Source organism: Gammaproteobacteria bacterium, assembly GCA_013816845.1.
Classification (GTDB): domain Bacteria; phylum Pseudomonadota; class Gammaproteobacteria; order DSM-16500; family DSM-16500; genus Aquicella.
Window position 1 is genome coordinate 467,000 of sequence record JACDDU010000003.1, and the last position, 22,460, is coordinate 489,459.

Annotated in this window: 20 protein-coding genes and 1 tRNA gene; 7 read left to right on the forward strand and 14 right to left on the reverse strand. The window is 39.9% G+C overall.

The annotated features are described in order from the left end of the window. Nucleotides 1-11: 11 nt before the first annotated feature. Both H0W64_08170 and H0W64_08175 read right to left on the reverse strand, forming a co-directional pair. On the reverse strand, nucleotides 12-1,133 hold the full coding sequence (locus tag H0W64_08170) for a glycosyltransferase family 4 protein (protein ID MBA3661687.1): 1,122 nt from the start codon (nucleotides 1,131-1,133) through the stop codon (nucleotides 12-14). Between the two features lie 129 nt (nucleotides 1,134-1,262). Continuing rightward, nucleotides 1,263-1,335 (reverse strand) — tRNA-Phe (locus H0W64_08175). Nucleotides 1,336-1,457: 122 nt separating this feature from the next. On the opposite strand from H0W64_08175, the gene H0W64_08180 reads away from it, so the two are divergent. Continuing rightward, the gene (locus H0W64_08180; GenBank protein ID MBA3661688.1) at nucleotides 1,458-2,186 is read left to right on the forward strand and encodes a DJ-1/PfpI family protein; all 729 of its coding nucleotides are present in this window, start codon (nucleotides 1,458-1,460) and stop codon (nucleotides 2,184-2,186) included. Here the strand turns inward: H0W64_08180 and H0W64_08185 are convergent. From H0W64_08185 to H0W64_08200, 4 genes are read right to left on the reverse strand one after another with little or no spacing between them, the layout of a single operon-like run. After that, the gene (locus H0W64_08185) at nucleotides 2,181-2,450 is read right to left on the reverse strand and encodes an oxidative damage protection protein (GenBank protein MBA3661689.1); all 270 of its coding nucleotides are present in this window, start codon (nucleotides 2,448-2,450) and stop codon (nucleotides 2,181-2,183) included. The two genes, H0W64_08180 and H0W64_08185, sit on opposite strands and share 6 nt — an antisense overlap. A 29-nt stretch (nucleotides 2,451-2,479) precedes the next feature. Beyond that, a complete protein-coding gene (mutY, locus tag H0W64_08190; protein ID MBA3661690.1) occupies nucleotides 2,480-3,607 on the reverse strand; it encodes an A/G-specific adenine glycosylase in 1,128 nt (375 codons plus the stop codon). Next, nucleotides 3,585-4,577: a formimidoylglutamase gene (hutG, locus tag H0W64_08195; GenBank protein MBA3661691.1), complete on the reverse strand. Its 993-nt coding sequence runs from the start codon at nucleotides 4,575-4,577 to the stop codon at nucleotides 3,585-3,587. Before hutG ends, mutY begins: the two co-directional genes overlap by 23 nt. A gap of 9 nt (nucleotides 4,578-4,586) precedes the next feature. Then, nucleotides 4,587-5,159 (reverse strand): cysteine hydrolase, encoded by a 573-nt coding sequence (locus tag H0W64_08200; protein ID MBA3661692.1) that lies wholly within the window; start codon nucleotides 5,157-5,159, stop codon nucleotides 4,587-4,589. Between the two features lie 211 nt (nucleotides 5,160-5,370). Between H0W64_08200 and H0W64_08205 the strand changes: the two genes are divergently transcribed. Then, nucleotides 5,371-5,763, forward strand: coding sequence for a hypothetical protein (locus tag H0W64_08205; GenBank protein MBA3661693.1), 393 nt, complete (start codon nucleotides 5,371-5,373; stop codon nucleotides 5,761-5,763). Between the two features lie 239 nt (nucleotides 5,764-6,002). Then, nucleotides 6,003-6,968, forward strand: coding sequence for a threonine/serine dehydratase (locus H0W64_08210; GenBank protein ID MBA3661694.1), 966 nt, complete (start codon nucleotides 6,003-6,005; stop codon nucleotides 6,966-6,968). On the opposite strand, the gene H0W64_08215 is transcribed toward H0W64_08210, so the two are convergent. Then, nucleotides 6,958-8,256, reverse strand: a complete 1,299-nt coding sequence (locus H0W64_08215) for an anhydro-N-acetylmuramic acid kinase (protein MBA3661695.1) — start codon at nucleotides 8,254-8,256, stop codon at nucleotides 6,958-6,960. The two genes, H0W64_08210 and H0W64_08215, sit on opposite strands and share 11 nt — an antisense overlap. 139 nt (nucleotides 8,257-8,395) lie before the next feature. Here H0W64_08215 and H0W64_08220 point away from each other — a divergent pair, with 139 nt between their 5' ends. Continuing rightward, entirely contained in the window at nucleotides 8,396-9,274 is an 879-nt protein-coding gene (locus H0W64_08220) for a diacylglycerol kinase family lipid kinase (protein ID MBA3661696.1), read from the forward strand. Here the strand turns inward: H0W64_08220 and H0W64_08225 are convergent, their stop codons facing one another. Next, a complete protein-coding gene (locus H0W64_08225) occupies nucleotides 9,275-10,327 on the reverse strand; it encodes a tetratricopeptide repeat protein (protein MBA3661697.1) in 1,053 nt (350 codons plus the stop codon). 389 nt (nucleotides 10,328-10,716) lie between these two features. Here H0W64_08225 and H0W64_08230 point away from each other — a divergent pair, with 389 nt between their 5' ends. Beyond that, the gene (locus H0W64_08230) at nucleotides 10,717-11,376 is read left to right on the forward strand and encodes a hypothetical protein (GenBank protein ID MBA3661698.1); all 660 of its coding nucleotides are present in this window, start codon (nucleotides 10,717-10,719) and stop codon (nucleotides 11,374-11,376) included. 208 nt (nucleotides 11,377-11,584) lie between these two features. Then, nucleotides 11,585-12,091, forward strand: a complete 507-nt coding sequence (locus H0W64_08235; GenBank protein ID MBA3661699.1) for a hypothetical protein — start codon at nucleotides 11,585-11,587, stop codon at nucleotides 12,089-12,091. Nucleotides 12,092-12,171: 80 nt separating this feature from the next. Here the strand turns inward: H0W64_08235 and H0W64_08240 are convergent, their stop codons facing one another. The 6 genes from H0W64_08240 to H0W64_08265 form a co-directional block, all read right to left on the reverse strand. After that, nucleotides 12,172-13,179, reverse strand: a complete 1,008-nt coding sequence (locus H0W64_08240) for a tetratricopeptide repeat protein (GenBank protein ID MBA3661700.1) — start codon at nucleotides 13,177-13,179, stop codon at nucleotides 12,172-12,174. Nucleotides 13,180-13,753: 574 nt separating this feature from the next. Then, the gene (locus H0W64_08245; GenBank protein MBA3661701.1) at nucleotides 13,754-14,509 is read right to left on the reverse strand and encodes a glucose 1-dehydrogenase; all 756 of its coding nucleotides are present in this window, start codon (nucleotides 14,507-14,509) and stop codon (nucleotides 13,754-13,756) included. A gap of 131 nt (nucleotides 14,510-14,640) precedes the next feature. Continuing rightward, nucleotides 14,641-15,441 (reverse strand): alpha/beta hydrolase, encoded by an 801-nt coding sequence (locus tag H0W64_08250; protein MBA3661702.1) that lies wholly within the window; start codon nucleotides 15,439-15,441, stop codon nucleotides 14,641-14,643. 550 nt (nucleotides 15,442-15,991) lie between these two features. Next, on the reverse strand, nucleotides 15,992-16,762 hold the full coding sequence (locus tag H0W64_08255; protein ID MBA3661703.1) for a methyltransferase domain-containing protein: 771 nt from the start codon (nucleotides 16,760-16,762) through the stop codon (nucleotides 15,992-15,994). Between the two features lie 463 nt (nucleotides 16,763-17,225). After that, nucleotides 17,226-17,693, reverse strand: a complete 468-nt coding sequence (ssb, locus tag H0W64_08260; GenBank protein MBA3661704.1) for a single-stranded DNA-binding protein — start codon at nucleotides 17,691-17,693, stop codon at nucleotides 17,226-17,228. A gap of 85 nt (nucleotides 17,694-17,778) precedes the next feature. Next, nucleotides 17,779-19,155, reverse strand: a complete 1,377-nt coding sequence (locus H0W64_08265; protein ID MBA3661705.1) for an MFS transporter — start codon at nucleotides 19,153-19,155, stop codon at nucleotides 17,779-17,781. 148 nt (nucleotides 19,156-19,303) lie between these two features. Between H0W64_08265 and uvrA the strand changes: the two genes are divergently transcribed. Next, complete coding sequence (gene uvrA, locus H0W64_08270) at nucleotides 19,304-22,135, forward strand: excinuclease ABC subunit UvrA (GenBank protein MBA3661706.1); 2,832 nt, start codon at nucleotides 19,304-19,306, stop codon at nucleotides 22,133-22,135. Nucleotides 22,136-22,460: the final 325 nt, after the last annotated feature.

Sequence of the window (22,460 nt, forward strand, 5' to 3'; positions counted from 1 at the left end):
CAAAGTATCAACTATGCCACCCTAATTCCCATTGCCTCCAACATACTGCGATTAACTTTATTGACATCATACTTTTCAACTGCTACTTGGCGGCTCACTTCACCCATCCCGCTAATTTTTTCTGGGTGTAAAATGAAATACGCCATAGCCTTGTATAAGGCGTCAACATTTTGCACGGGAATGAGAAATCCATTTTTAGAAGGAATGACAGTTTCTTTACACCCGGGCGTATCGGTGGTAATGATCGGTTTCCCCATCGCCATTGCTTCAAGGACGGTTCGCGGCATGCCTTCGTTCCAAGAAGGCAAAACGTAAACTGAGGAATCTGCGATGCTATCTCTCACATCAGAAAGCTTACCTAAAAACTCAATGTCACCTTGTTTGATCCAGTTATCAAGTTCTTGCTGGCTCACTGATTCTGGATTCGTATCTCGCCATCCTACTAGTTTGAATCGAACATGAGGATACTGTTTTTTTAGCTTGGCTGCTGCACTGACATATTCGCAAACCCCTTTACAATACAATAATCGTGCGATCATTAAAAAGGAAACGTCTGCAGGCTGAGGGGCAGGATAAAAAGCTTGGCAATCCACCCCTGAACCATTAAAAATGGCCACGGGTTTTTGCGAAGTAATTAAATTTTCTTTAATAAAAAATGCCAAGTTATCAGGGTTTTGAAAAAATACTTTGGTGTTCTGACTCAGTGCAGTTTTCAATAGTTTTCTTGCAATTTTCCCAATCAATTTACTTTTTAAATTGTGATTTGAAAAGGCATAGCCGGTTCCCGTCATGAGGGAATAAATTTGGGAAATCCCAGCAAGTTGCGCTGCAAGCGAAGCATAAACCACAGGTTTAATCGTATAAGAAAAGACTATAGATGGTTTTTCTTTGCGAAAAATGTTTCTAAGCGCAATAAGTAATTTAATATCTTTTAGCGGATTGGTGCCATTTCGTTGCAAGGGGATATCAATAAAACGAATATTTTTAGTTTCTAAAATTTTTTTTACATCAAGATCGTGTGGAGCTAACGCAACGACTTCAAAATCTCTTTTTAAAAATTCTTGCATGAGTTGCAGTCGAAAATTAATCAGAGAATCGGCATAACTTGCGACAACAAAAATTTTATCCTTCATATCAAACCTTACTTCCTTGGATTTTTTCTTAAAAGGAATTTATCACACAGAAATTTAAATCGCCATGATGCATGATTGAGGGCAGTGTGCAAAAAAGGGGTAATCAGGGTGGTCGGGACTTCATGCGATTGGCCAGAGACGGGATCGAACCGCCGACACGAGGATTTTCAGTCCTCTGCTCTACCGACTGAGCTATCTGGCCAACAAAGAAGTGCCTATTTAACCGATACATGAATAAGCAGTCAAGTAGAACATGCATTTTGATCGTTGCCTTCAAGCTTTTTTTTCACTAAGGTAGAAATTATCCATTGCAAGGGGCGAGTGATGTATACCGTGGCGATTATTGTTAGTACATTTGGTTATCACTGGGAAGAAGTTTTGACGCCTTATCTTGTTTTTGAAGCAAATGGCTGGCAAGCGCTTTTTTTCACCCTTGATGGCAAGCAGCCTACTGCCGATCCAAACAGTGTGGTCATTAGGCCTTTATTATGTCATGTGGGTTTAGGGACCAAGCCTGAGTTTGCGCCAAGCAGTGAAATTGGTTTAAAATTTTTGCAGGCCCTGCAAAATAATATGCAAGCGGTTGATGAAATTTCCATTAAAGATATTGATGCCCTCTACGTTGCCGGTGGGCATGGTGCCTTATTTGACATCAACGTTGCTTTAAGCGTACACAAAAAAATTAAAGAAGCTTTTGAAGCGGGTAAAATTATCAGTGCTGTGTGCCACGGCGTATCTGCATTGGCTTTTGTTCAAGAGAGTAATCAAGCTATTGTAAAAGGTAAAAAGATAACTTGTTTTCCAGATCTTGAAGATGATTTGTTGATCCCTTTAGGATTAGTCGATAAAAAGTTTTTGCCTCTGCCGTATCGTAACGAACAAAAATTACGGGAAGCAGGTGCTTTGATGGACGTAAGTCAACGCTTGCTTAGTTTGTTAAATCCGAGCTATTACGTCGTGGATTTTCCCTTTGTAACAGGGGTGGGACCAAAAGCTGCGCAAGACGTGGCAGAAGCTGTGGCAACGCTAGGATCAACGCCGCAGACTTTATGAATGACCAACAAACCCAGGCGGTTTCTCTGAGCCATCACCAAATAAAAATTTTTCCATCTCAGTCAGCAAAAACGTTTTGGCTTTAGGGTCAATCATGCTTAATCGGTATTCATTAATGAGCATGGTTTGATGTGCTTGCCAATTTTTCCAAGCTTCTTGGGAAATATTTTCAAAAATCCGTTGACCTAACGCCCCGGGTAAAGGTGGTGAAAGTAGTGCGTCAGCTTGCTTTTTTAATTTTTGACAAAAAATACTACGTACCATGGGATTTCCACTAGTTTAAAAAAACGTCATTATATACTGACCTGATAATTTTCAGCTAACCCTTTTAATAGCGTTAAGATGGGTTTGGGTATGCCTAATTTTTGCGGCTGCTTTAAATCAAACCAAATAGCATCGGCGGGTAAGCATTTTTTTTTGGTTAGATTAATTATAAGCAGGTGCATTTCTAAATGAAAATGCGTAAAAGTATGCCGAATGAGGGGTAACTTCTCGTAATTCTTAATTTTTACATTGAAAGTGGTTTGGCTAAATCGTGTAAATTTGGGTTCACTGGGAAGTCCCTCGACTTCGGGTAAACTCCATAGACCGCCCCAAATTCCTTGGCTCTCACGTTTTTGTAAAACCACGGTTGAACCATGACAGAAAACTAAAAAAGTAGCGCTTTTAGTGGGTAATTTCGCACTCGGTTTTTTTACGGGCAGAAGGTGGGTGAGATTTTGGTGATGGGCTTGGCACCTTTGGACGAGTGGACAGATTAGGCATTTAGGATTTTTTGGCAAGCAAACGAGCGCGCCCAAATCCATTAAAGCTTGCGTATAATCAGCAAAGTTTTTTTTCTTAGGTTGATTGTAAGCGGCCCATTGCCATAACTGTTTCTGAGCAATTTTTTCAATTGTGGGGTTTTGAAGCGCATAATATCTAGCGAGGACACGTTTGACATTCCCATCTAAAATAACGCCAGGCTGATCAAAAGCTAACGAACAAATTGCCCCAGCCGTGGTACGTCCAATACCTGGCAGGGTGGTAAGAATATCTACATCAGCAGGAAATTCACCTTTAAACTCAGTAGCTATTAATTGAGCGGTCTTATGCAAGAGCCTGGCACGTCGGTAATATCCTAAACCCGTCCAAACATGTAACACTTCATCTTCATGTGCATTAGCTAAGCATTGAACTGTAGGGAAGCGGGCGATAAAACGTAGAAAATAATCATGTACCGTTCTGACTTGTGTTTGCTGCAACATAATTTCCGAAATCCAAACTCGATAAGGCGTTTTATTAAGTTGCCAGGGCAAATTTTTGCGACCTTTTTTCGAAAACCAACGAAGTAATACTGGATAAATAGGTTGGCCAAACGGGTGTTCTAGGGGGGCGGTGGAGGAAAGTTGCAAATTTTTACCACGTTCGAGGATTTTCATTATGATGGTGAATTATTTCGTAAATTAAAGTTGCTGCAAGTTTAGCGGTCCGATGATCAACATCGTACCGTGGCACGTGCTCAACAATATCATAACTGATAGCTTTTCCTGAAGCGGCAACTTGACGGATGAGAGGAATGGTATGCCAAGGATTCAAGCCGAGCGGTTGGATCGTACTCACTCCAGGTGCAAAGGCGGGAGAGAACACATCGAGCGAAATACTCATATAAATGGAATCGTTTTCATCGATCACTCGATCAACAAAATCAAAACATTTTTCCTGTAAACCTTGATGCATTTCATCCGCTAAAATCAATTTGGTTTTTAATTTTTTTGCCACTTCAAATTGTTGGCGAATATTGCCTGCATGTTGGATACCAATGCAGTTATAGTCGAAATGCTGATGCGCTTTTTGATGAGCAATGGCGATTTGGTAAAACGCACTCTGCGCGCTAGGCTTATGTCCACGTGGCGCCGTCAAGTCAAAATGGGCATCAAAATTTATAATTCCCAGTTTTTTTTCTGCAGGATAGGCCAGGGCTATGCCTAAATAATGTCCCCAGGCTGCTTCGTGACCCCCACCTAAAACGATCGGTCGAATATTTTGCTTTAGCAATAATGCAACGACTTCAGCAAGAGCTGCCTGACTTTTTTCTAAATCATGATCTGTGCAGGTGATGTTTCCTACATCAAAACAAATAATGTTAGGATTTTGAATGGGCAGTTTAGCTAGTTTATGTCGAATGGCAGTCGGTCCCTCCGTCGCTCCCGTTCGACCTTGATCACGTCTTACACCCTCATCGCACTTAAAGCCAATCAGAGCAAAAGCTAGCTGAGTGCATTGAGGAGGAAGGTGTTCTAATAAATTTAAAGTCTGCATACGCTGGAAAAAACAAGAATCAGCCGGAATATCGGCACGACCTTGCCATACAAGCGGATCGGGCGGTGAATAAGAAGACTCCCAATTCATGAGTACCCTTTAAGATGCCTCGGCTATACGCACGTCTGCTCGCTCAAGCACATCATCGCTCCCTAAGATATTGGCGTAAGACGGTTGAAATGCAGCTAAAAATGCATAATGAACATTCTGGGAAGGAATGATCGTATGCCCAAATTCTAATTGACGTGCAGCGCATGCATCATGAATGACGGTACAAGTGAAGCCAAGGTCATATGCTGCACGCACCGTTGCATCCACCGTCATGTGCGTCATCATGCCGCAAATAACAAGGTGTCTAATTTTATTTTTTTTCAAATGGTTCAATAAAGCCGTGTCTTTGAAGCTGTTTGGATAATGTTTTTTGACAATGGTCTCACCTTTGATCGGAGCAACATTGGTATGAAATTCAGCACCCTTTGTGCAAGGTAAAAGATAAGCTGCATCGGGATGCGTGGAAATATGTTGTATATGGACAACGGGTAGCTTACTTTCACGATAAGCGTGTAAAACTGCTTGAGCTTTGTAGCTTGCTTCAAGACTTTTTTCTAATGGTATCCTTCCTTGCGGAAAATAATCATTCTGGATTTCTAACAAGAGTAAAGCAGTAGTCATACCAGGTCCCTTTTATGATGATAAATAATTTTATATTTAATCACTTTTGATAGATTTCGCAATCATACCAAATTGAAACTAAATTAACATTTTTTATTGCCTTACTTATTTTCCTGGGTTGACAGCCTCGGATTGAACCGCTAACCTCCACGCGATTTTAAATTATTACAGGGATGATTGAGCGATGATGTTTAAATTAAGGATAAGTGTTGTGACTTTAATAATAGGATTAATGAGTGTCGCTAATGCAACAGAGCGTTACCACCCACCAGAACGACTCACTTGTAAATTAAATCATTTAAACAAATTAAAATGTCATGACTTCAATCGCCGCCTCCTTATAGAAGACGTTTCAAATGCAACCCTTAGCAAAGATCGAACCGATGTTTTTAATTTCGTTTCAGGCGTTGCGTATAGTTCGCCAAACCATACGGAAACTTCTGTATTTTTTACTTACAACAATAGTAAGTTTAAAATGGTTAGATTAAAAACAATTCATCCTAGCATTCAGCCTGATCTTGCCAATCCAAATTGGAAAAAGTTTAACGATGATATTTACACCTGCAACGCAAGCTACATGGATTGCGCAATCACCTTGAATTAAAGAGTATTTGTATTTTCCTCAAAATTAAGTGAGCCAGCATACGCTGGCTTTGCCCTCCATCTTACCTAGTGCAGCTGTTTAATGCGCAAAACCTAGTAAGACAACATTTAGACGTTTGATATGGTTTGTCTTACATTTTTCAATCATATAAAAGTAAAAAATTTATGTGATCACAAGCGTTAATCTCTTGAAAATTTGGTAAAATAGAGAGATCAAATTTCAACACGGAAGTGGCGCTTATGTTTGATGTCATGAATGAAGTGTTGGCCGCTGCAAGTCGCATTCACCATTACATTCGTAAGACACCTCTCGATTATTCAATACGACTTAGCAAGCTGACTGGCGTAGAAGTATATTTGAAGTGTGAAAATTTACAATTTACTAGTGCTTTTAAAGCCCGCGGGGCTTTTAATAAGTTATTAACGCTTTCACTTGCTGAGCGCACACAAGGTGTTGTAACGGCTTCATCCGGAAATCATGGCACTGCCGTTGCATTTGGATTGCATCAGTTAAAAATGAAAGGCATGGTTTTTGTACCCGAGAATGCATCCCCTGCCAAAGTGGAAGCGATTCAGAGTTATGGGGTTCCCATTGAATTTCATGGAAACGATACGATGGTGACAGAGCGTTTTGCCAAAGCTTATGCCAAGCAACATGATCGTATCTATATCTCACCTTACAATGATCAGCAAGTTATTAGTGGCCAGGGAACAATTGGTTATGAACTTATTAATCAATTGAAATCTATTGATGCGGTTATTGTACCTATTGGGGGCGGGGGATTAATTGCAGGTATTGCAGGCTTTTTAAAACAAGTTGCGCCGCACATCCAGATTATTGGCGCCCAACCGATTAATTCTCCCGTGATGACAGAATCAATTAAAGCAGGAAAGATTATTGAAATGCACACGCTCCCTACCATTTCGGATGCGACCGCGGGCGGCATTGTGGCGGATGCTATTACTTTTCCACTTTGCCAACGCTACGTTGATCAATATATTCTTGTGAGCGAAGAAGAAATTAAACAAGCTATTGTAACCTTGATTAAGACTCACTATATGCTAGTCGAAGGCGCAGCGGGTGTAGCGCTAGCTGCATTAATAAAATGTAGCGAAACGTTACAAGGCAAAAACGTAGTTATCATTTTAAGCGGTGCGAAAATAAGCGTTGAAAATTTGAAAAGTGTTTTAGCAGTTACTGCGTAGCAAGTCTGTTGGGCAGAAAAGCTTGACCGCCTGAATGCGGTTTACTAACGCCTGTAGTCCCGGGTAAGCTCAAAGGTTTTTTTTGCAAACTACGCACGGCAAGGTATGCAAAAATTTGTGCTTCCATCGCTTGGCTATTCCAACCCATTTCATCAGCTTTAACGATGCTTGTGTCTATCCCGCATTTTTCGATTAAACGACATTTCAATTCATTGTAGATAACAGGGTTATGCCAACCTCCTCCGACTAAAACCCAATAGCGTGGTAAATCAATATTAAGCTGGATGACACTGGTTACAATACTCGCAGCCGTGAATGCTTCAAGCGTTGCACACGCATCCTCTAACGTCAGCATTGCAAGTTCAGGAATTAATGTGAGTTCACCAATATCAAGCGATTTAGGAGGGGGTAGGGCAAAATAATTTTCGCCCGCACGAAGAATGGATTTCGCAAAGAGTGCTTTTAAGACTTCATCATGAACATGACCCTTTAATCCATAATGACCGTTTTTATCCATGTGCTCTGTACCGTGTGTTCGATGTCGAACAAGTCGATCTAACAATCCATTTCCTGGTCCCGTATCAAACGCTATGAGGTCGCTATCTGCTTCACTATTCACCAAAGTAATATTAGCAATACCGCCGCAGTTAATAATCGCCGCAGGAATTTTTTTATCTCGTTTAGCGAGCGCTTGATGGTAGAGGGGCGCTAAAGGAGCGCCTTGTCCCCCCGCTGCCATATCGAGGCGCCGGAAGTCATTGACTACGGTAATCCCTATTTGATTTGCTAATGCTTGTCCGTCTCCGATAATAATCGATTTATTAATCAAAGGTTGGTGAAACATTGTTTGACCATGATAACCCACAACATCAATTTGTTGGGCTTGATAGCGCGTTGATTGGAGTAAGGCTTGCACCGCTTGCCCGTGCAAGTCGGTTGAATGTTTGATTACCATGGCTAAGTTAATTTTTTGATTAGAATCGCTATGAGCAAAAAGATAAGCGTTCAGTTCTTCAATTTTATCATTAAGCGCTAAGGGCAAGAGATGGAGTTCATCTTCGAGATAATCGTAAAGCGATTGCTGATAATTTAAGGATGCTTTTTCTAAATCACCTTTATTTTTTCTTATCGCCCATTCAGTGGCTTTTAAAAGGATAGTAAAGCAGGGGTGGTAAGGGATGTGCAATTGCCCTAAACGATCATTAATTTCAGCTTCGCCATCCGTATCGATGAGCGCTGCATCAATTCCATCCATCGATGTTCCACTCATTAATCCAATACTTAACATATTCTTTACTTTATGGTTATTAATCAGTCATTATCATAACAATAATAATTTTATTTGCCAACGTAGGTTAATGAATGGATTTTCTCGTTCCCGTGTTTTGTTGTACATTACGTGCTTAGCGTTAAGACGATGATTGATCATGGATAACCGAAAATTTTGTGTTTTAGTTAACCCCATTGCGGGAAGAGGAAGAGCATTATCGCTTGTAAATAAAATTGAAAAATATTTACAAAAACATGCGATTAATTTTCACACACACATTACAAAGAATATTCAAGAAGCAAAGGAAGCCGCGCTTGCCGGAATAAAACGTAATGAAATTATTGCAAGTGTAGGCGGTGATGGGACAGTCCGGGCATTGCTTGCCGTCATTTACGAAAATCAAGGAACATTAGCTTTGATTCCTGCTGGTCGAGGCAATGATTTAGCGCGCGTGCTCAAAATTCCATTGCATCCTTTGCGTGCTTGCCAGCTTTTGGTTCGGGGTAAAATCATTAAAATCGACTTGGCTAAAGTCAATGGTCAGCCCTTTTTAGGTATTTGTAGTTTAGGCTTTGATTCGCTTGCCAATGATATAGCGAATCGCGCACGTTTTATTAAAGGTCCTGCTGTTTATTTAATGAGTGGTTTGCAGGCGCTTTTCAAATTTAAACCCATCTCATTTAAAGTTCAGATCGATAATGTTGACATTGATCATCTCGGTTATACGGTTGCAGTTGCTAATGCGCCTTATTATGGCGGAGGCATTAAACTTGCACCCAATGCTTCGCTGCAAGATGGGTTGCTAGATATTGTGATGGTCAGTGATATTTCAAAGTGGCGTGCATTGACGGCCATACCTCATTTGTTTAAGGGGACGCATTTAGATTTACCGGGTTTTAAGGTATTACAAGGTAAGCAAGTTACAATTAATGCCCCCCAACAATATCTTGCTTATGCAGATGGTGACGCAATATGCTCACCACCTGTCAAAATAAGCTTAATTCCATCAGCGCTAAGCGTCATTGTTCCGCAATAATTAACGTGATGATGTCATTAATTTATTGAGATGAAGCGCGCGTTGCTCGTAAGTTTTGGCGAGTTGCTCATCACCTTTTTTATTATAAGCAAAAGATAGTAATTCATAGGGTTTAATTAAGTGTTCATCATTATTGCCATAAACATTTTGATAAATTTGAATAGCTCTTTTTAATTTCGCCGTGGCTTCATTGGTATTACCAATTTTTAAATAAGCTTCACCTAAGGAAAGAAAATTTCGCGCAGCATATGGATTTTGACTTGCATTTCGATGTTGCCAAAATTGGTTCACTTGCTGCAACATTAGTAGGGCTTCATCATCACGCGTGTTCATTGCTAATAAAGTGGCAGCGAGTCGATTTTTGACCCGAGCATATTGTTCATCTTTACCATTCGGAAGATGCTCATAAATATTAATTGCTTTTTGAAAGTGCTGTTCAGCATGCGTATAATCTTTTGAATCCCCATCCAGCATGCCTTTCATGCAATAAGCGAAGGCGACTGATTTAGTTTGATTCTTATGCTGAGTTAAAACTTTATTAGCATAATAGTCAGCTTTTTTCTTATCTTTGCTTTCCAAAGAGCGCGCAAATTTTTGTTCGTAGGCATAGCTTAAATGATTGTCATTCCAACTTTTTTCTTCAGATTTACGTAATAATTTACTCGCCATATCCATGTAAAGAATTGCGCGGTCTGGATGATGGTCAATATGAGTATAATAAGTTCCCATCTTATAAAGCATGCGACCTAGCGCTTCTTGATCTTGAGCTGATAAAGTTTGAAACTCTCTACGATCTGTCGCTCTGATAAAACTATCGATTTCGACAATTTTGGATTTGTTAGGAACGATGGTTGCGCAATTATTCCAGTCAAAATTAAATGTTTTTTCATACATAGCCATAGAATTAAGCGAAAGTATTTTCGGATCAAATATTTTATCGGATTCAATAACTAATTCTGTTGTGGGCGGGGTACCTTGGGCAAGGGTAGTATTTAAAGTTAAAAAGGGAATAAGAAGCGAACTTGCTATTAAAGTACAGTGATAAAACCGCATAAAGTGACTCTCCTGTCAAAGGTATATCCATTAGTGATAGTCATTGCATAGGGACGACTGATAAAAAGTATACCTCAAGCTTTCTCAATCTTCTTACCTAAAGCTTTCCTGCACCAACAATCTCCTTCGGTCTCATGCTGCCCGGGTGGTTTGCAATGTTGCATAATTTTGACAAGCGATTTCGGAACCACTCCTTCGAGCGCGCATTTGTATGCTATGGCTAAAAGTAGTCACAAGGGCATTAATAAAACAATATTAAATTGGCGCACCTGGCAAAGTTATGGCAATTTTAATATGGATTTTATTTATTTGAAAATCATTTCCTGGTAATAATGATATTCCGATAACAACTACTAGAATAAAAACGCGGTCAAGGAGAAAGATTGAACATGAAAATAGCAACCATCATTGTTTATCTTCAGCCCGACGGAATGATCTTATCAACCTCTGCTTCTAAAAACTTTTTATGGAAATCAGCAGAAGAAAAATTCATAAAAAAACAACTCTTGCCGGTTGCAGATGCGCTGGTAGGTGAGAATGGGATTCACGAATTAAGCACGCCTCATGGTGTTTATTATGCCTTTATTGCTCCTGATCGATTTGCATTTCTTGCGGTAGATGAAAAAATTCCCACCTCGATGCAGCTGGGCATTTTTGAAAAAATTCGGGTTGCAAAAACGAATCGTGAGTTAATGGTCATCATGCAAGATCCGGTGCAGGCGGCTAAAACTAAAACCGATTTAATTTTAGAACAAGTCGACGACTTGAAAAAAATTATGATGAGCAATATTGATAAAGTTCTCGATCGACAAGATAAAATTGAGTATTTACTTTTTGCAACTGAAGAATTAGCCCATCATAGTGATGATTTTAAAATGAAGGCAAGAAATTTAAAAAGACGTTCGCAATGTCCGCTATTTTTTCCTTTATTTGCCTTATTTAATACAGTTAAAGCAACGATTACAAGTTACGTATGGCGAGAGCAACCTGACCTTACGGTGGAAAATTCATCGGGCTACGACTACAAACCGACCCGATTAAAATCCTAATGGAAAACACTTGACACTTGAAATCTTTTCCATGAAAATGGCGCTCCTTTCGTTATATTTCCCTTCTTGAAGTTTGTCTCCACACGTTTAGTGATGGAACTTGTGTGCATTATCTTCATGTGTGCATGGGTCATTCATTAAACCATTCTATTTTTCTTTTCCTCCCGCAATATCACTCTTTCATTTTTAATTTATTAAGGAAAACACCATGCAAATTGCAAAAGTATTTAAATATGCGTTTTTATTAAGCCTCACTTTAGCTAGTTTTCAAACCTTTGCTCATCAAGGGAAAGGTTATCGCATTATTTCAGAAACAACGGAAACCTCTCCCGGTGCAGTGGGAGGAATTATGGATGTGACCCAAACTCGTCCACCTTTAGGATATGCATCAGCACTCGCCAATGCACCCAATCAACACTCACACCGTAACCAATATAGTTACGTTGAAGGAAATCATGGCGTCACTATTCGAAACAACACCGCACAAAATCAACTCTATAAATATATCATGGAGGTGAATTGTGATAATCGTTTGTTTCGAAGTGTCAAACATATCGAACTTTTTCCAGAAGGTACCTTTACCAACCAATCCAAGTCTTTTGTTGTGGTGCAAGAAGAAAAGGTTGGAACTTTTCCCATCAAAGCCATGACCCAAGTCATTGGGGAAAGCAATTCCTCTTTTGAAGGCCAAGGAAAACTTGTTGTAGAAGGATAAAGGCAAGTTGCTGAGAGCCGCCTTGCAAGCGGCTCTCAGTCATTATGAAATTAAAACAGAAAAATATAGACTAACGTTAGTTATTTGGTAAGCTGATCTTCGCCTAAAGAAGCTTGTTCCAAAGCTCGAATTTTTTGATTAGCAGCAGCAAGCAATTGATAAGGTTTAGCCAGCATATCATTATCCTGACCATAAACATTTTTATAAATTAAAATAGCGTTTTCAAATTCACGACGTGCATGGATCGCATTGCCCACTTTTAAATAAGCTTCGCCTAACGAGAGTAAATTTCTAGCGGCGTAAGGATCATGTGTAATTTTTCCACTGGTTTGCCAATAGTTTTTGACTTCCTCTAGGAGTGTTAAAGCTTCTTTCTCGCGGCCAGTTTGATCTAAGATAATGTGTGCAAGTCGATTTTTGGCGCGAGCATATTGATCATCTTTACCATTCGGCATTTTTTCGTACAAATGTAGTGCTAAACGGTAATTTTTTTCTGCATGATCAAAATCTTTCGCATCATTATGGATTAATCCTCTTACACAATAAGCAAAAGCAACTTCTTGATTACGATGACCGGGATATAACACTGCAATAACTTTATGGGTAAAATCAAGTGCTCGTTTCTTATCAATTACGTTTTTGGAGGCTGCAAATTTTTGTTCATAAGCATAAGCAAGATGATTGTATATCCAAGCTTTATCTTTTGGAATGCTGAGTAGTTGGTCAGCTTTGCTCAGTTTAGCAATCGCTAAATCTGATTTTCGTTCAATGTGGGTGTAAAATGTGCCCAGCTTGTAAAATATTTTTCCTAAAGCTTGACGATCTAGCAAGGATAATGTCACGGGGTCGCCGAGTGTCGCAATAAAGGCTTCAACGTTAGCAATTTTTAATTTGTTGGGTTCAATGGTGACATATCGGTTCCAATCAAAATCAAAATCCTTTTCAATACGTTGAAGCGTACTTATTTCGGCACGATGCTTAATTTCAGTTTCAGAAATGGATTCTGGCCCCGCGTTTGCTAAGTTCCAAGTGGGAACACTGGCCAGGGCAACCATCAGACAATATGGGCTAATTAATTTCAATCTCATTTTTTTCATCCTTAATTTATTTTCCGGTACGCAAAAAAGCCGTGTCTATTTCATCAATAGCAACGGCTCTTCATTGACGCAATTTCCTATCTGGGCACATCCTAAATCTAATGTAAACCTAGTTTATCAATTTATTTGAATAAATAACTATTATCTTAAATGATTAAAACGATTTTATACTTTTAATCATTTTGCTAAACATTTTTTATAATAAAGTAACTACATTTGTTTTTTTTACTTTAACTTTAATGACCCTTTTGAACATTAGACTAAAAAGGTCTTTTTATGATTTTATGCGCTCGCCGTATGTCTATCGATTCAGACATTGAAACTTCATAAGAAAAAAGCTGGTAAAGCTTAAGCGCTTTGTCCCACTAGTGGTTTTATACATAACTCTTAAGTGATTCATTCTCAATGCTTGCAGCCATTCGCTTGCGCAGGAGTGACAATGATTAATTAATTTTTGACACGCTTATGTGCTTTTTTATTGCAGCAAGCGATTTAAATGAGCATTGATTTTTCCTCACTTTTTATAAAACATTTTGGCGTAAACAGTTGGACCAAAATTGCAAAATTAAGTGGGCTCGGGAAATGATGCCGAATATCCGCCATCGACTAATAAATCTATTCCTGTGATGTATGAAGATTCGTCACTTGCAAGAAATAATGCTGCATTAGCAATATCTTGCGGTGTACCGATTCTTTTTAAGGGTATGTTGGCTTCGCGGCGTGATAAATATCCAGGATCACTTCGCAGTCGCTCATCAAATATAGGTGTTTTCACGTATCCAGGGGAAATGCTATTCACACGGATTGATCTATCGGCTAAGTCATAAGCAAAGCTTTTTGCTAATTTCACAATGGCAGCTTTAGTGGAAGCATAAATACTATGGCGTTTAAGGGTAATCGTCGCGCCACAGGATGCAATTAAAATGATAGAGGCGCGAGGGTTGAGATAAGTAAGCGCGTGTCTGACCGTAAAAAAAGTGCCGCGATAGTTGCTATCGACCATTCGGTCAAAATTTTCTTCCGTTGCGTTATCTATATGAATACGCTCTCCTACGCCTGCATTAGCTACTAAAATATCGCATTGACCATATTGCAATAAGGTTTGTTTATACAGATTCTCTAAATGCTGAGTATTAGTTACATCACCTTGAACGACCAATAGTGGGTCGCCTAGTTCCTCTTTGGCTTGATCGAGCGATTGCTGATTGCGACCAAAAATAACGACTTGTGCTCCTTCCGCCAAGAAGTGCTTGGCAATCCCTTTGCCTATACCGCTATTACCCCCAGTAATGATTGCAACTTTGTTTTTTAAACGCGTCATGTATTGACGATCTCCTAATTTAAAGTGAACTTTTATTTTTGTACTGCCCCTCAGACGCTTTAACTTTTTTAAGTTAAAAAATTAAATTGTTGACGAATTTTAAAAAAGTGTTTCCTGACTCAGAAAGAAACTTAGCTTTTTATTGAACGTAAAAACGTTTGAACTACAGCCAAAAAATGCTCGGGCTGATCAAAGGGAATAGCATGGCCAGCTTCTGCAATCTGTGCAACTTGTAAATGTGGATTGAGTTTAGTAAGTTCGGTGGCCATTTCAACTGAGACGATGGAGCCAGCATCACCGATGACAAGTAGGCTTGGCATAGCGAGCGTTTTGATCAATTGCACATAGTTAGGATTGGGTGGTGTTAAAATTTCGAAGGCATCAATGCTAGTTTGAAATCTTGCCTCGGCAAATAACTCAATAATTTCTTGTGTGCGATGACTGTGTCGAACCTGAGCTTTAGCCAGGTAATCCGCTTTTGACTGATTGAGAATCCGACGATGTTGCTCTGCCACGTCACTCTTGTGAACTTTTTCCTGGAATTGCGGTGTCAAGAAGGTGGGATCCGCTAAGATAAGTCCACGGAGTTGTCTTGGTTGCAGACTCCCAACTAAAGCGGCTGTCATGCCACCCATGGAATGACCAAGTAGTACGGGACGCGTTAATCCGAGCGTTTCAATGAGGCTCACAACATCAGCTGCGAAATTGTTATAATAGTAACCATGGCCCGGAGCGCTGGAATGCCCGTGCCCTCGAGCGTCGGGCATGACAACGTCATAATCCTCCTCTAATTCTCTCGCCAAGGGAATCCAGCAAGCTCCACTTAGCATTAATCCGTGCAATAGAACGAGAGGAGGTTTGTCACCACCGGTCCGACGGTAATGCACGTCCACTCCATTCGCTTTACAATTTTTCGTTATCCATCTAGCCATTGTTATCTCTATTCATTAATTTAATCGTATGGGTACGCCCACAATCAATAACTCGTTCAAGTTATTGATCATGCTCGTATAAGCCATGCGCACTAAACAGGATTTTGCTAAGCAACAAACTGTGATAGTAATCTGTGTCACTCATTTTAACCCGTCATTTTCTTCGCGAAGCCTTGAGGGCACGAGGTTACACGCATGGAAGGTGGCAAAGCTGCACTTCAAATCTTATATGCAAATGAACCCAATCAAGAAGCACCTCATTGCTGATAACTGCTGCAATTGTATTTGAGCTTTAATTTAAAAGCCTGCGGATTATATATTTAACTTAAGCCTAGAGGCGGTTTATTAAAATGGAAGTTAGCAATAAATCTTTTGTTTTCTTCTAAATAACTTGTAACTATTTAAAACCATATTTTATTAAGTCACTCTCTGTAAAATATAATTTGTGAAAAGTTAATGCCAATTGCATATTATTTTGATCGTTAGTCTCGCCAATTTTTTAAGATACTATCTATAAAGAGTGTGTTTTAAAGCATTAGATTAATTTTTGCTAGTATGGCGCTTTCTTTGTCACAATCCTAGTAGCTATTTTTTGATGTTGTTGGATTTTCTCAATTAGTTCTTCATGTTGTTTCTGAATGATTAAGAATAATTCTTCCCCATATTTTTGTTTAATGAGACTTTGGTTGTTAGACAGTCTAGTTAATAATTCCTTGGCATAGTTGAGAAATAATTCACTGTCATCACGAAAACTAATTTCACTGAAACCAGTATCGAGTAGCACTTGTTCATAAGATTCTTTTGTTTCGCAAACTACAGGAGCTGAGCTGCCGTTTGTTGTCTCTAAGAAAATCCAATCCGCGATCACAAATAATCCATTGGACTTTAATACTGAATTGATTTGCTTAAATAAGCTTACTTTATCAGCAACATGATTTAAAACGCCTTTGCTATATACTAGCTCAAACGTTTCTGGTTCATAGGGAAAATTGCCAAAGCTATCGTAGGTATTGAATTCTAGCGAATTAGATAAAGTTGAAGGAGCGTGGCTTTTGGCATACTGCACCATCCAAGTGTACATCTCTATTCCAGCAATATTCATTTGATATTTTTCCGCTAAATAGAATGCAACACCACCTAAGCCGAACCCTAGATCTAAAGCTTTCAGCCCTCTTATATTTAAATCTGAAAACATGTTGTCTATAGCGGTTAGCCCCCCTAGCGAGATTAAATTTTTGCCATAGATTGCTTCAAATAGTGGGACATGCTCTGGGTGATAGGCGTCAAAGTCATTTACGTTTGGGAGGCTTTCATTTTTCATACATTTCTCCAGCTAAACTGATTTCATAGATTATTTTTAATTTTCTATTTTTATTTAGAAAAAAAGCCACTAATAACTTTCAGAAATTAATGGCTTTAATTTATATAATTCTTTGTAATATTTTTCTTTAACACTCATGCTAAATAGTTTTATATTGCTAGATTACTGAATTTAAAATGGTCTTTCTACCCATGACCAAATAGCTTTAATATCCTATTGAATATAATAAATTTATAAATAAAATCACAACATAATCATATTTTTTTGTTAACTTATTTAAGTATGAAACCAAAAAATTAAAAAACGTATTCATTTTAAAAAACAACAACGCATCATATGGAATTAAATTTATATATTAAAAGTCCGTCGTGACCCTGATACCTAAAATCAACATCTATAAAAAATAAAGCCCTCACAATAAGGGCTTTAGGGTAAAAATTAACAAATTTTCTAATGGTGGTTTTTAAAATGGAATATCATCGTCGAAACTATCCATTGCAGGCGCTGCATTTCCACCTGCCGCTGCGGCAACGGGTGCTGCGGCAACTGTGCGTGGTTCAAAATTTGCGTCTGAACGATTATCCCCACTGCCTTTGCTATCTAACATTTGTAAGTTTTCAGCGATAATTTCTGTCGTAAATCGGTCAAGACCACTGGTTTTATCTTGCCATTTACGCGTTTGTAAACGACCTTCAATGTAAACCTTGGAGCCTTTGCGTAAATATTCCCCAGCAATTTCTGCCAAGCGCTGATACATTACAACACGGTGCCACTCAGTGCGTTCTTGATTTTCCCCGCTTTGTTTATCTTTCCATGAATCGGTTGTTGCAAGTGTAATGTTGGCAACTGCTAAGCCGTTTGGCGTGTAACGCATTTCAGGATCGCGTCCTAAGTTACCTATTAATATTACTTTGTTAACACCTCGTGCCATTTCATTTCTCCTAACTAGATTTTTGCATTTTATACCGTACCCTATCTTGAAGGGGATCGGTACCTTGTTGTATCGCTATTTAAATCTAAGGGCAAGCGCTCTGTGCCGCTTCTTTTAAGGCAATAAAGGATGGATTCTGTAAGACCTCACGTTCGATTTTTATATAAACAATGCCTTCTTCCGCAACAAATGTCACTTCATGAACTGCGGAAAGTTTTTGCAATTGAGCAGCAATACTTTCCCATCCTTTTAATCGGGTCGGATGCAGTTTGAGCATGTGTGTGGTGATGCGGGTGGTTTGCATAGAGAAGGCAATTAAAAGCCAAAGAGAGGCAAGCAATGCGCAACAGAGATAAACAGCTTGAAAATTGATGTGACCATACAGCCATCCACCCATCACACCGCCGACAAAGATACCGGAAAATTGCGCAAAAGAATAGAGCCCCAATGCACTTCCTTTCGCTCCAGGCGGCGCTATCTTGGATACTAATGAAGGTAAAAACGCTTCAAGAATGGAAAAGCCCGTAAAGAAGCACCCTAAGCTGAAGACGATGAGCGGTAACTGGGTTGAATATCTCCAGAGTAAAACCTCGGCCGTAATTAATAAAGAGATGCTCATTAAAAAGTAAAACCGATGTTGTTGTTTACGCTCAGCGATACTTACCATGATTAAGCAACAGGCAAAGGCGAATAATAAAGTCGGGAGATAAATAAGCCACTGATCCTCAGCTGCGATGCCGAGCGTATTGCGAAGGATAATGGGCAGCACGACGAAGGTTGCAGTAAAAAGCGTATGCAGAATAAAAATACCGATATTTAATCGAGCGAGCTGAGCGTGGGTTATTAGGGAAAAAAATTGACCGCGCGGTTTTATTTGGGAGATACGTGGCGGTGTAGGTAAAAAGTAGAGCATCGTCATTCCCATCAGCGCTAAAAATGCAGCGAGATAAAACAATCCGCCTACTGAAATCCATTGGTTAAGAATGGGGCCGATAAATAAAGCAATGGAAAAAGAAAAGCCAATAGAAATACCGGCAATGGCCATGGCTTTGGTTCGATGTTCTTCCCGCGTCAGATCAGCCATGAGCGCAAGCAATGTCGCTCCGACTGCTCCCGTACCTTGTAAGCTGCGGCCCACGATCATCCAAAAAATAGAATGAGACGTGCCTGCAATGATGCTGCCAAGCACAAATAATAATAATCCAGTAAAAATAATAGGTTTTCGCCCAAAGCGATCCGAGAGCGCACCAAAAGGAATTTGAAAAAGAGCTTGAAATAAGCCATAAATTCCCAGGGCCAACCCAATTAAGAGCGGGGTCGCATTTTGTAATCCTGTAGCATATAAGGAGAAAATGGGAATCATCATGAAAAGCCCAATCATGCGCAAAGCCATGATGGTGGAAATGCTGCCTATCGCTTTCCATTCTGTCGAAGTCATCTTAGTTTGAGTATTATTTGTCATGTATTTATTTGCGTGAGTTGGGTTAAAGCCTGGGCATTATACCTTTTGGCTCGCAAGCAAACCATAAGCGCATTGAGCCTAGGTACGCCTCGCAGATAAAAATCGTATATAATGTTGCCCTTTCTCCTCTATAGCTAACTGGTAGGTAATGAAATATATCCGTATTCGTGGGGCCAGAACCCACAATTTAAAAAATATTAATGTCGATTTACCGAGAGACAAACTAATTGTAATCACCGGGTTGTCTGGGTCGGGAAAATCATCTCTTGCTTTTGATACGCTTTATGCTGAAGGCCAACGCCGTTATGTTGAATCGCTATCAGCTTATGCTCGCCAGTTTTTGTCCATGATGGAAAAGCCTGATGTGGATCATATCGAAGGCTTGTCTCCAGCTATTTCAATTGAGCAGAAATCGACTTCGCATAATCCTCGCTCGACAGTAGGAACGATTACAGAAATCCATGATTATTTGCGCTTACTGTTTGCAAAAGCAGGGCAGCCACGATGCCATGTGCATGGACAGATTTTAGAAGCACAGACCGTGAGTCAAATAGTCGACACCGTACTTGCCTATCCGGAAGATACTAAAATTATGGTGCTGGCTCCCGTAGTGCAAGAGCGCAAAGGTGAATTTGTTGAATTGTTGCAAGAGTTGCGAGGACAAGGTTTTGTACGCGCTCGCATCGATGGTAAATTAATTGAGCTTGATCAGCCTCAGAAATTAGATTTGCGCAAAAAGCATACCATTGAAGTAGTGATTGATCGCGTGAAAGTTCGCCCCGACATGCGTGTCCGACTAGCAGAATCTGTTGAAACCGCGTTAAAACTTGCTGATGGCTTAGCCGCAGTGGGTTTGCTTGATGAGCCAAAGAAACCAATTAAAGTTTTTTCCGCTAAGTTTGCCTGTCCTGATTGTGGATATAGTTTGCCTGAGTTGTCCCCTCGATTATTTTCATTCAACTCACCTGTCGGAGCATGTCCTGAATGTGATGGCTTAGGCGTTAATGAAGTTTTTGATGCTGACTTGATCGTTAATCCCGAGCGCAGCTTAGCAGAAGGTGCTATTCGCGGGTGGGATAAACGCAATGGTTACTATCATCACATCCTAACTTCTTTAGCTAAGCATTATAAATTTAGTTTGGACGTGCCCTTCAGTGCGCTACCTAAAAAAATTAAAACTGTATTGCTCCAGGGCGATAGTGAAATTGTTCGTTTTCATTATGAAGATGATGATGGTTATAGTTATACAAAACGCAATGCATTTGAAGGGATTATTCCCAATTTTGAGCGTCGGTATAATGCAACTGAGTCTGATTTTGTTCGCGAAGATTTGCATAAGTATATAGCAGTAAAAACTTGTGAGGAATGTCACGGTGCACGGTTAAATCTTGCTGGTCGGAATGTTTTTATTAGCGATAAAAGTTTACCCGAAATCGCTTCCTGGCCAGTTGGTCAATCTAAAAAGTTTTTTGAACATTTGCATTTGCCTGGTTATCGCGGTGAGATTGCGGCAAAAATTTTTAAAGAATTAATTAGTCGGCTTAGTTTTTTAGTCGATGTAGGTTTGGATTACATTAGTTTAGATCGGAGTGCAGAAACACTATCTGGTGGCGAAGCACAACGTATTCGTTTGGCCAGTCAAATTGGTTCAGGCTTAGTGGGGGTGATGTATATTTTGGATGAACCTTCAATTGGGTTGCACCAGCGTGATAATGAACGATTATTAAAAACGTTACACCATCTACGCGATTTAGGTAATACCGTTATTGTCGTAGAACATGATGAAGATGCGATCAGAAGCGCTGATTATGTGCTTGATTTAGGGCCAGGAGCGGGGGTACATGGAGGCCATATTGTTGCAGAAGGGAAGCCTAGCGATCTCATGCGTGCTCCTGAATCATTAACGGGTCAATATTTATCGGGCAAACGGCAAATTCCCATTCCACTCAAACGTTTTCCCTTTAATCCCGAAAAACAAATTAGCTTGCGGGGTGCACGTGGCAATAATTTGAAATCAATCGATGTCGACATTCCGATTGGATTGATTACTTGTGTAACCGGGGTTTCGGGATCAGGAAAATCTACTTTAATTAATGATACCTTGGCCCCTCTAGCTGCACGATTACTGAATCGAGCTACTTCTGCTGAGCCTGCACCTTATGATCGTATTGATGGCTTAGAATATTTAGAAACCGCGGTGGTTATTGACCAAAGCCCCATCGGCCGTACCCCACGTTCCAATCCAGCCACGTATACGGGAATTTTTACGGGGGTTCGTGATCTCTTTGCGGGGACGCAGGAATCTCGCTCACGCGGCTATTTGCCCGGACGCTTTAGCTTTAATGTAAAAGGTGGACGCTGTGAAGCATGCCAGGGAGAGGGAGTTATCAAGGTTGAGATGCACTTTCTAGCTGATGTTTATGTTCAATGTGATATCTGCCAAGGGAAACGTTACAACCGCGAAACGCTTGAAATCCTTTTTAAAGGTAAAAATATCAGTCAAATATTAGATATGACTGTAGAAGACGCGCGCGACTTTTTTAGTGCGATCCCCGTTATCGGACGAAAACTCCAAACCCTGGTGGACGTTGGGTTGTCCTATATTACTTTAGGTCAAAATGCGACAACACTTTCGGGTGGTGAAGCTCAACGCATTAAACTTGCGAAAGAGCTTTCACGCAAAAGCTCAGGGCAAATTTTGTATCTCTTAGATGAGCCCACCACCGGCTTGCATTTCTTTGATATAGAGCAGCTTTTGAAAGTGTTGCACCGATTACGCGATCAAGGAAACACCATTGTTATCATAGAGCATAATCTCGATGTCATTAAAACATCCGATTGGGTTATTGATTTGGGGCCGGAGGGCGGAGCGGGAGGCGGAAAAATTATTGCACAGGGAACGCCGGAAACGATTGCGAAATCTAAAGACTCTTATACTGCTCAGTTTTTACGTAAGTTCTTAGAAGCAAAGAGAAAGTAAAATTAAACTTTTATTGAATCAAATTTAGACATTTTGTTCTTTATTTGCTATACTTTTGAGGTTGGTTAAGCTCCGCATAAGAAGAATGTGCAATTAAGTTCCTTCTGCAAACGGGCATCGCAACCAAACTAATTTTATCAACTAACCTCCGGCCTCACCTGAAAAAAGGTGCTTCGCTTTTATTTGAAAACAAATGAAATATTTTGTTGACAGTAAATTGTGAGGGTGTAGAATGCCGGACTTCTGAAGCGAATGATCTTTAACAAATTGAGAGTGAAAAATGTGCGTGCTTACCGAGAGGTGAGTGAGGAATATAGCGTATATG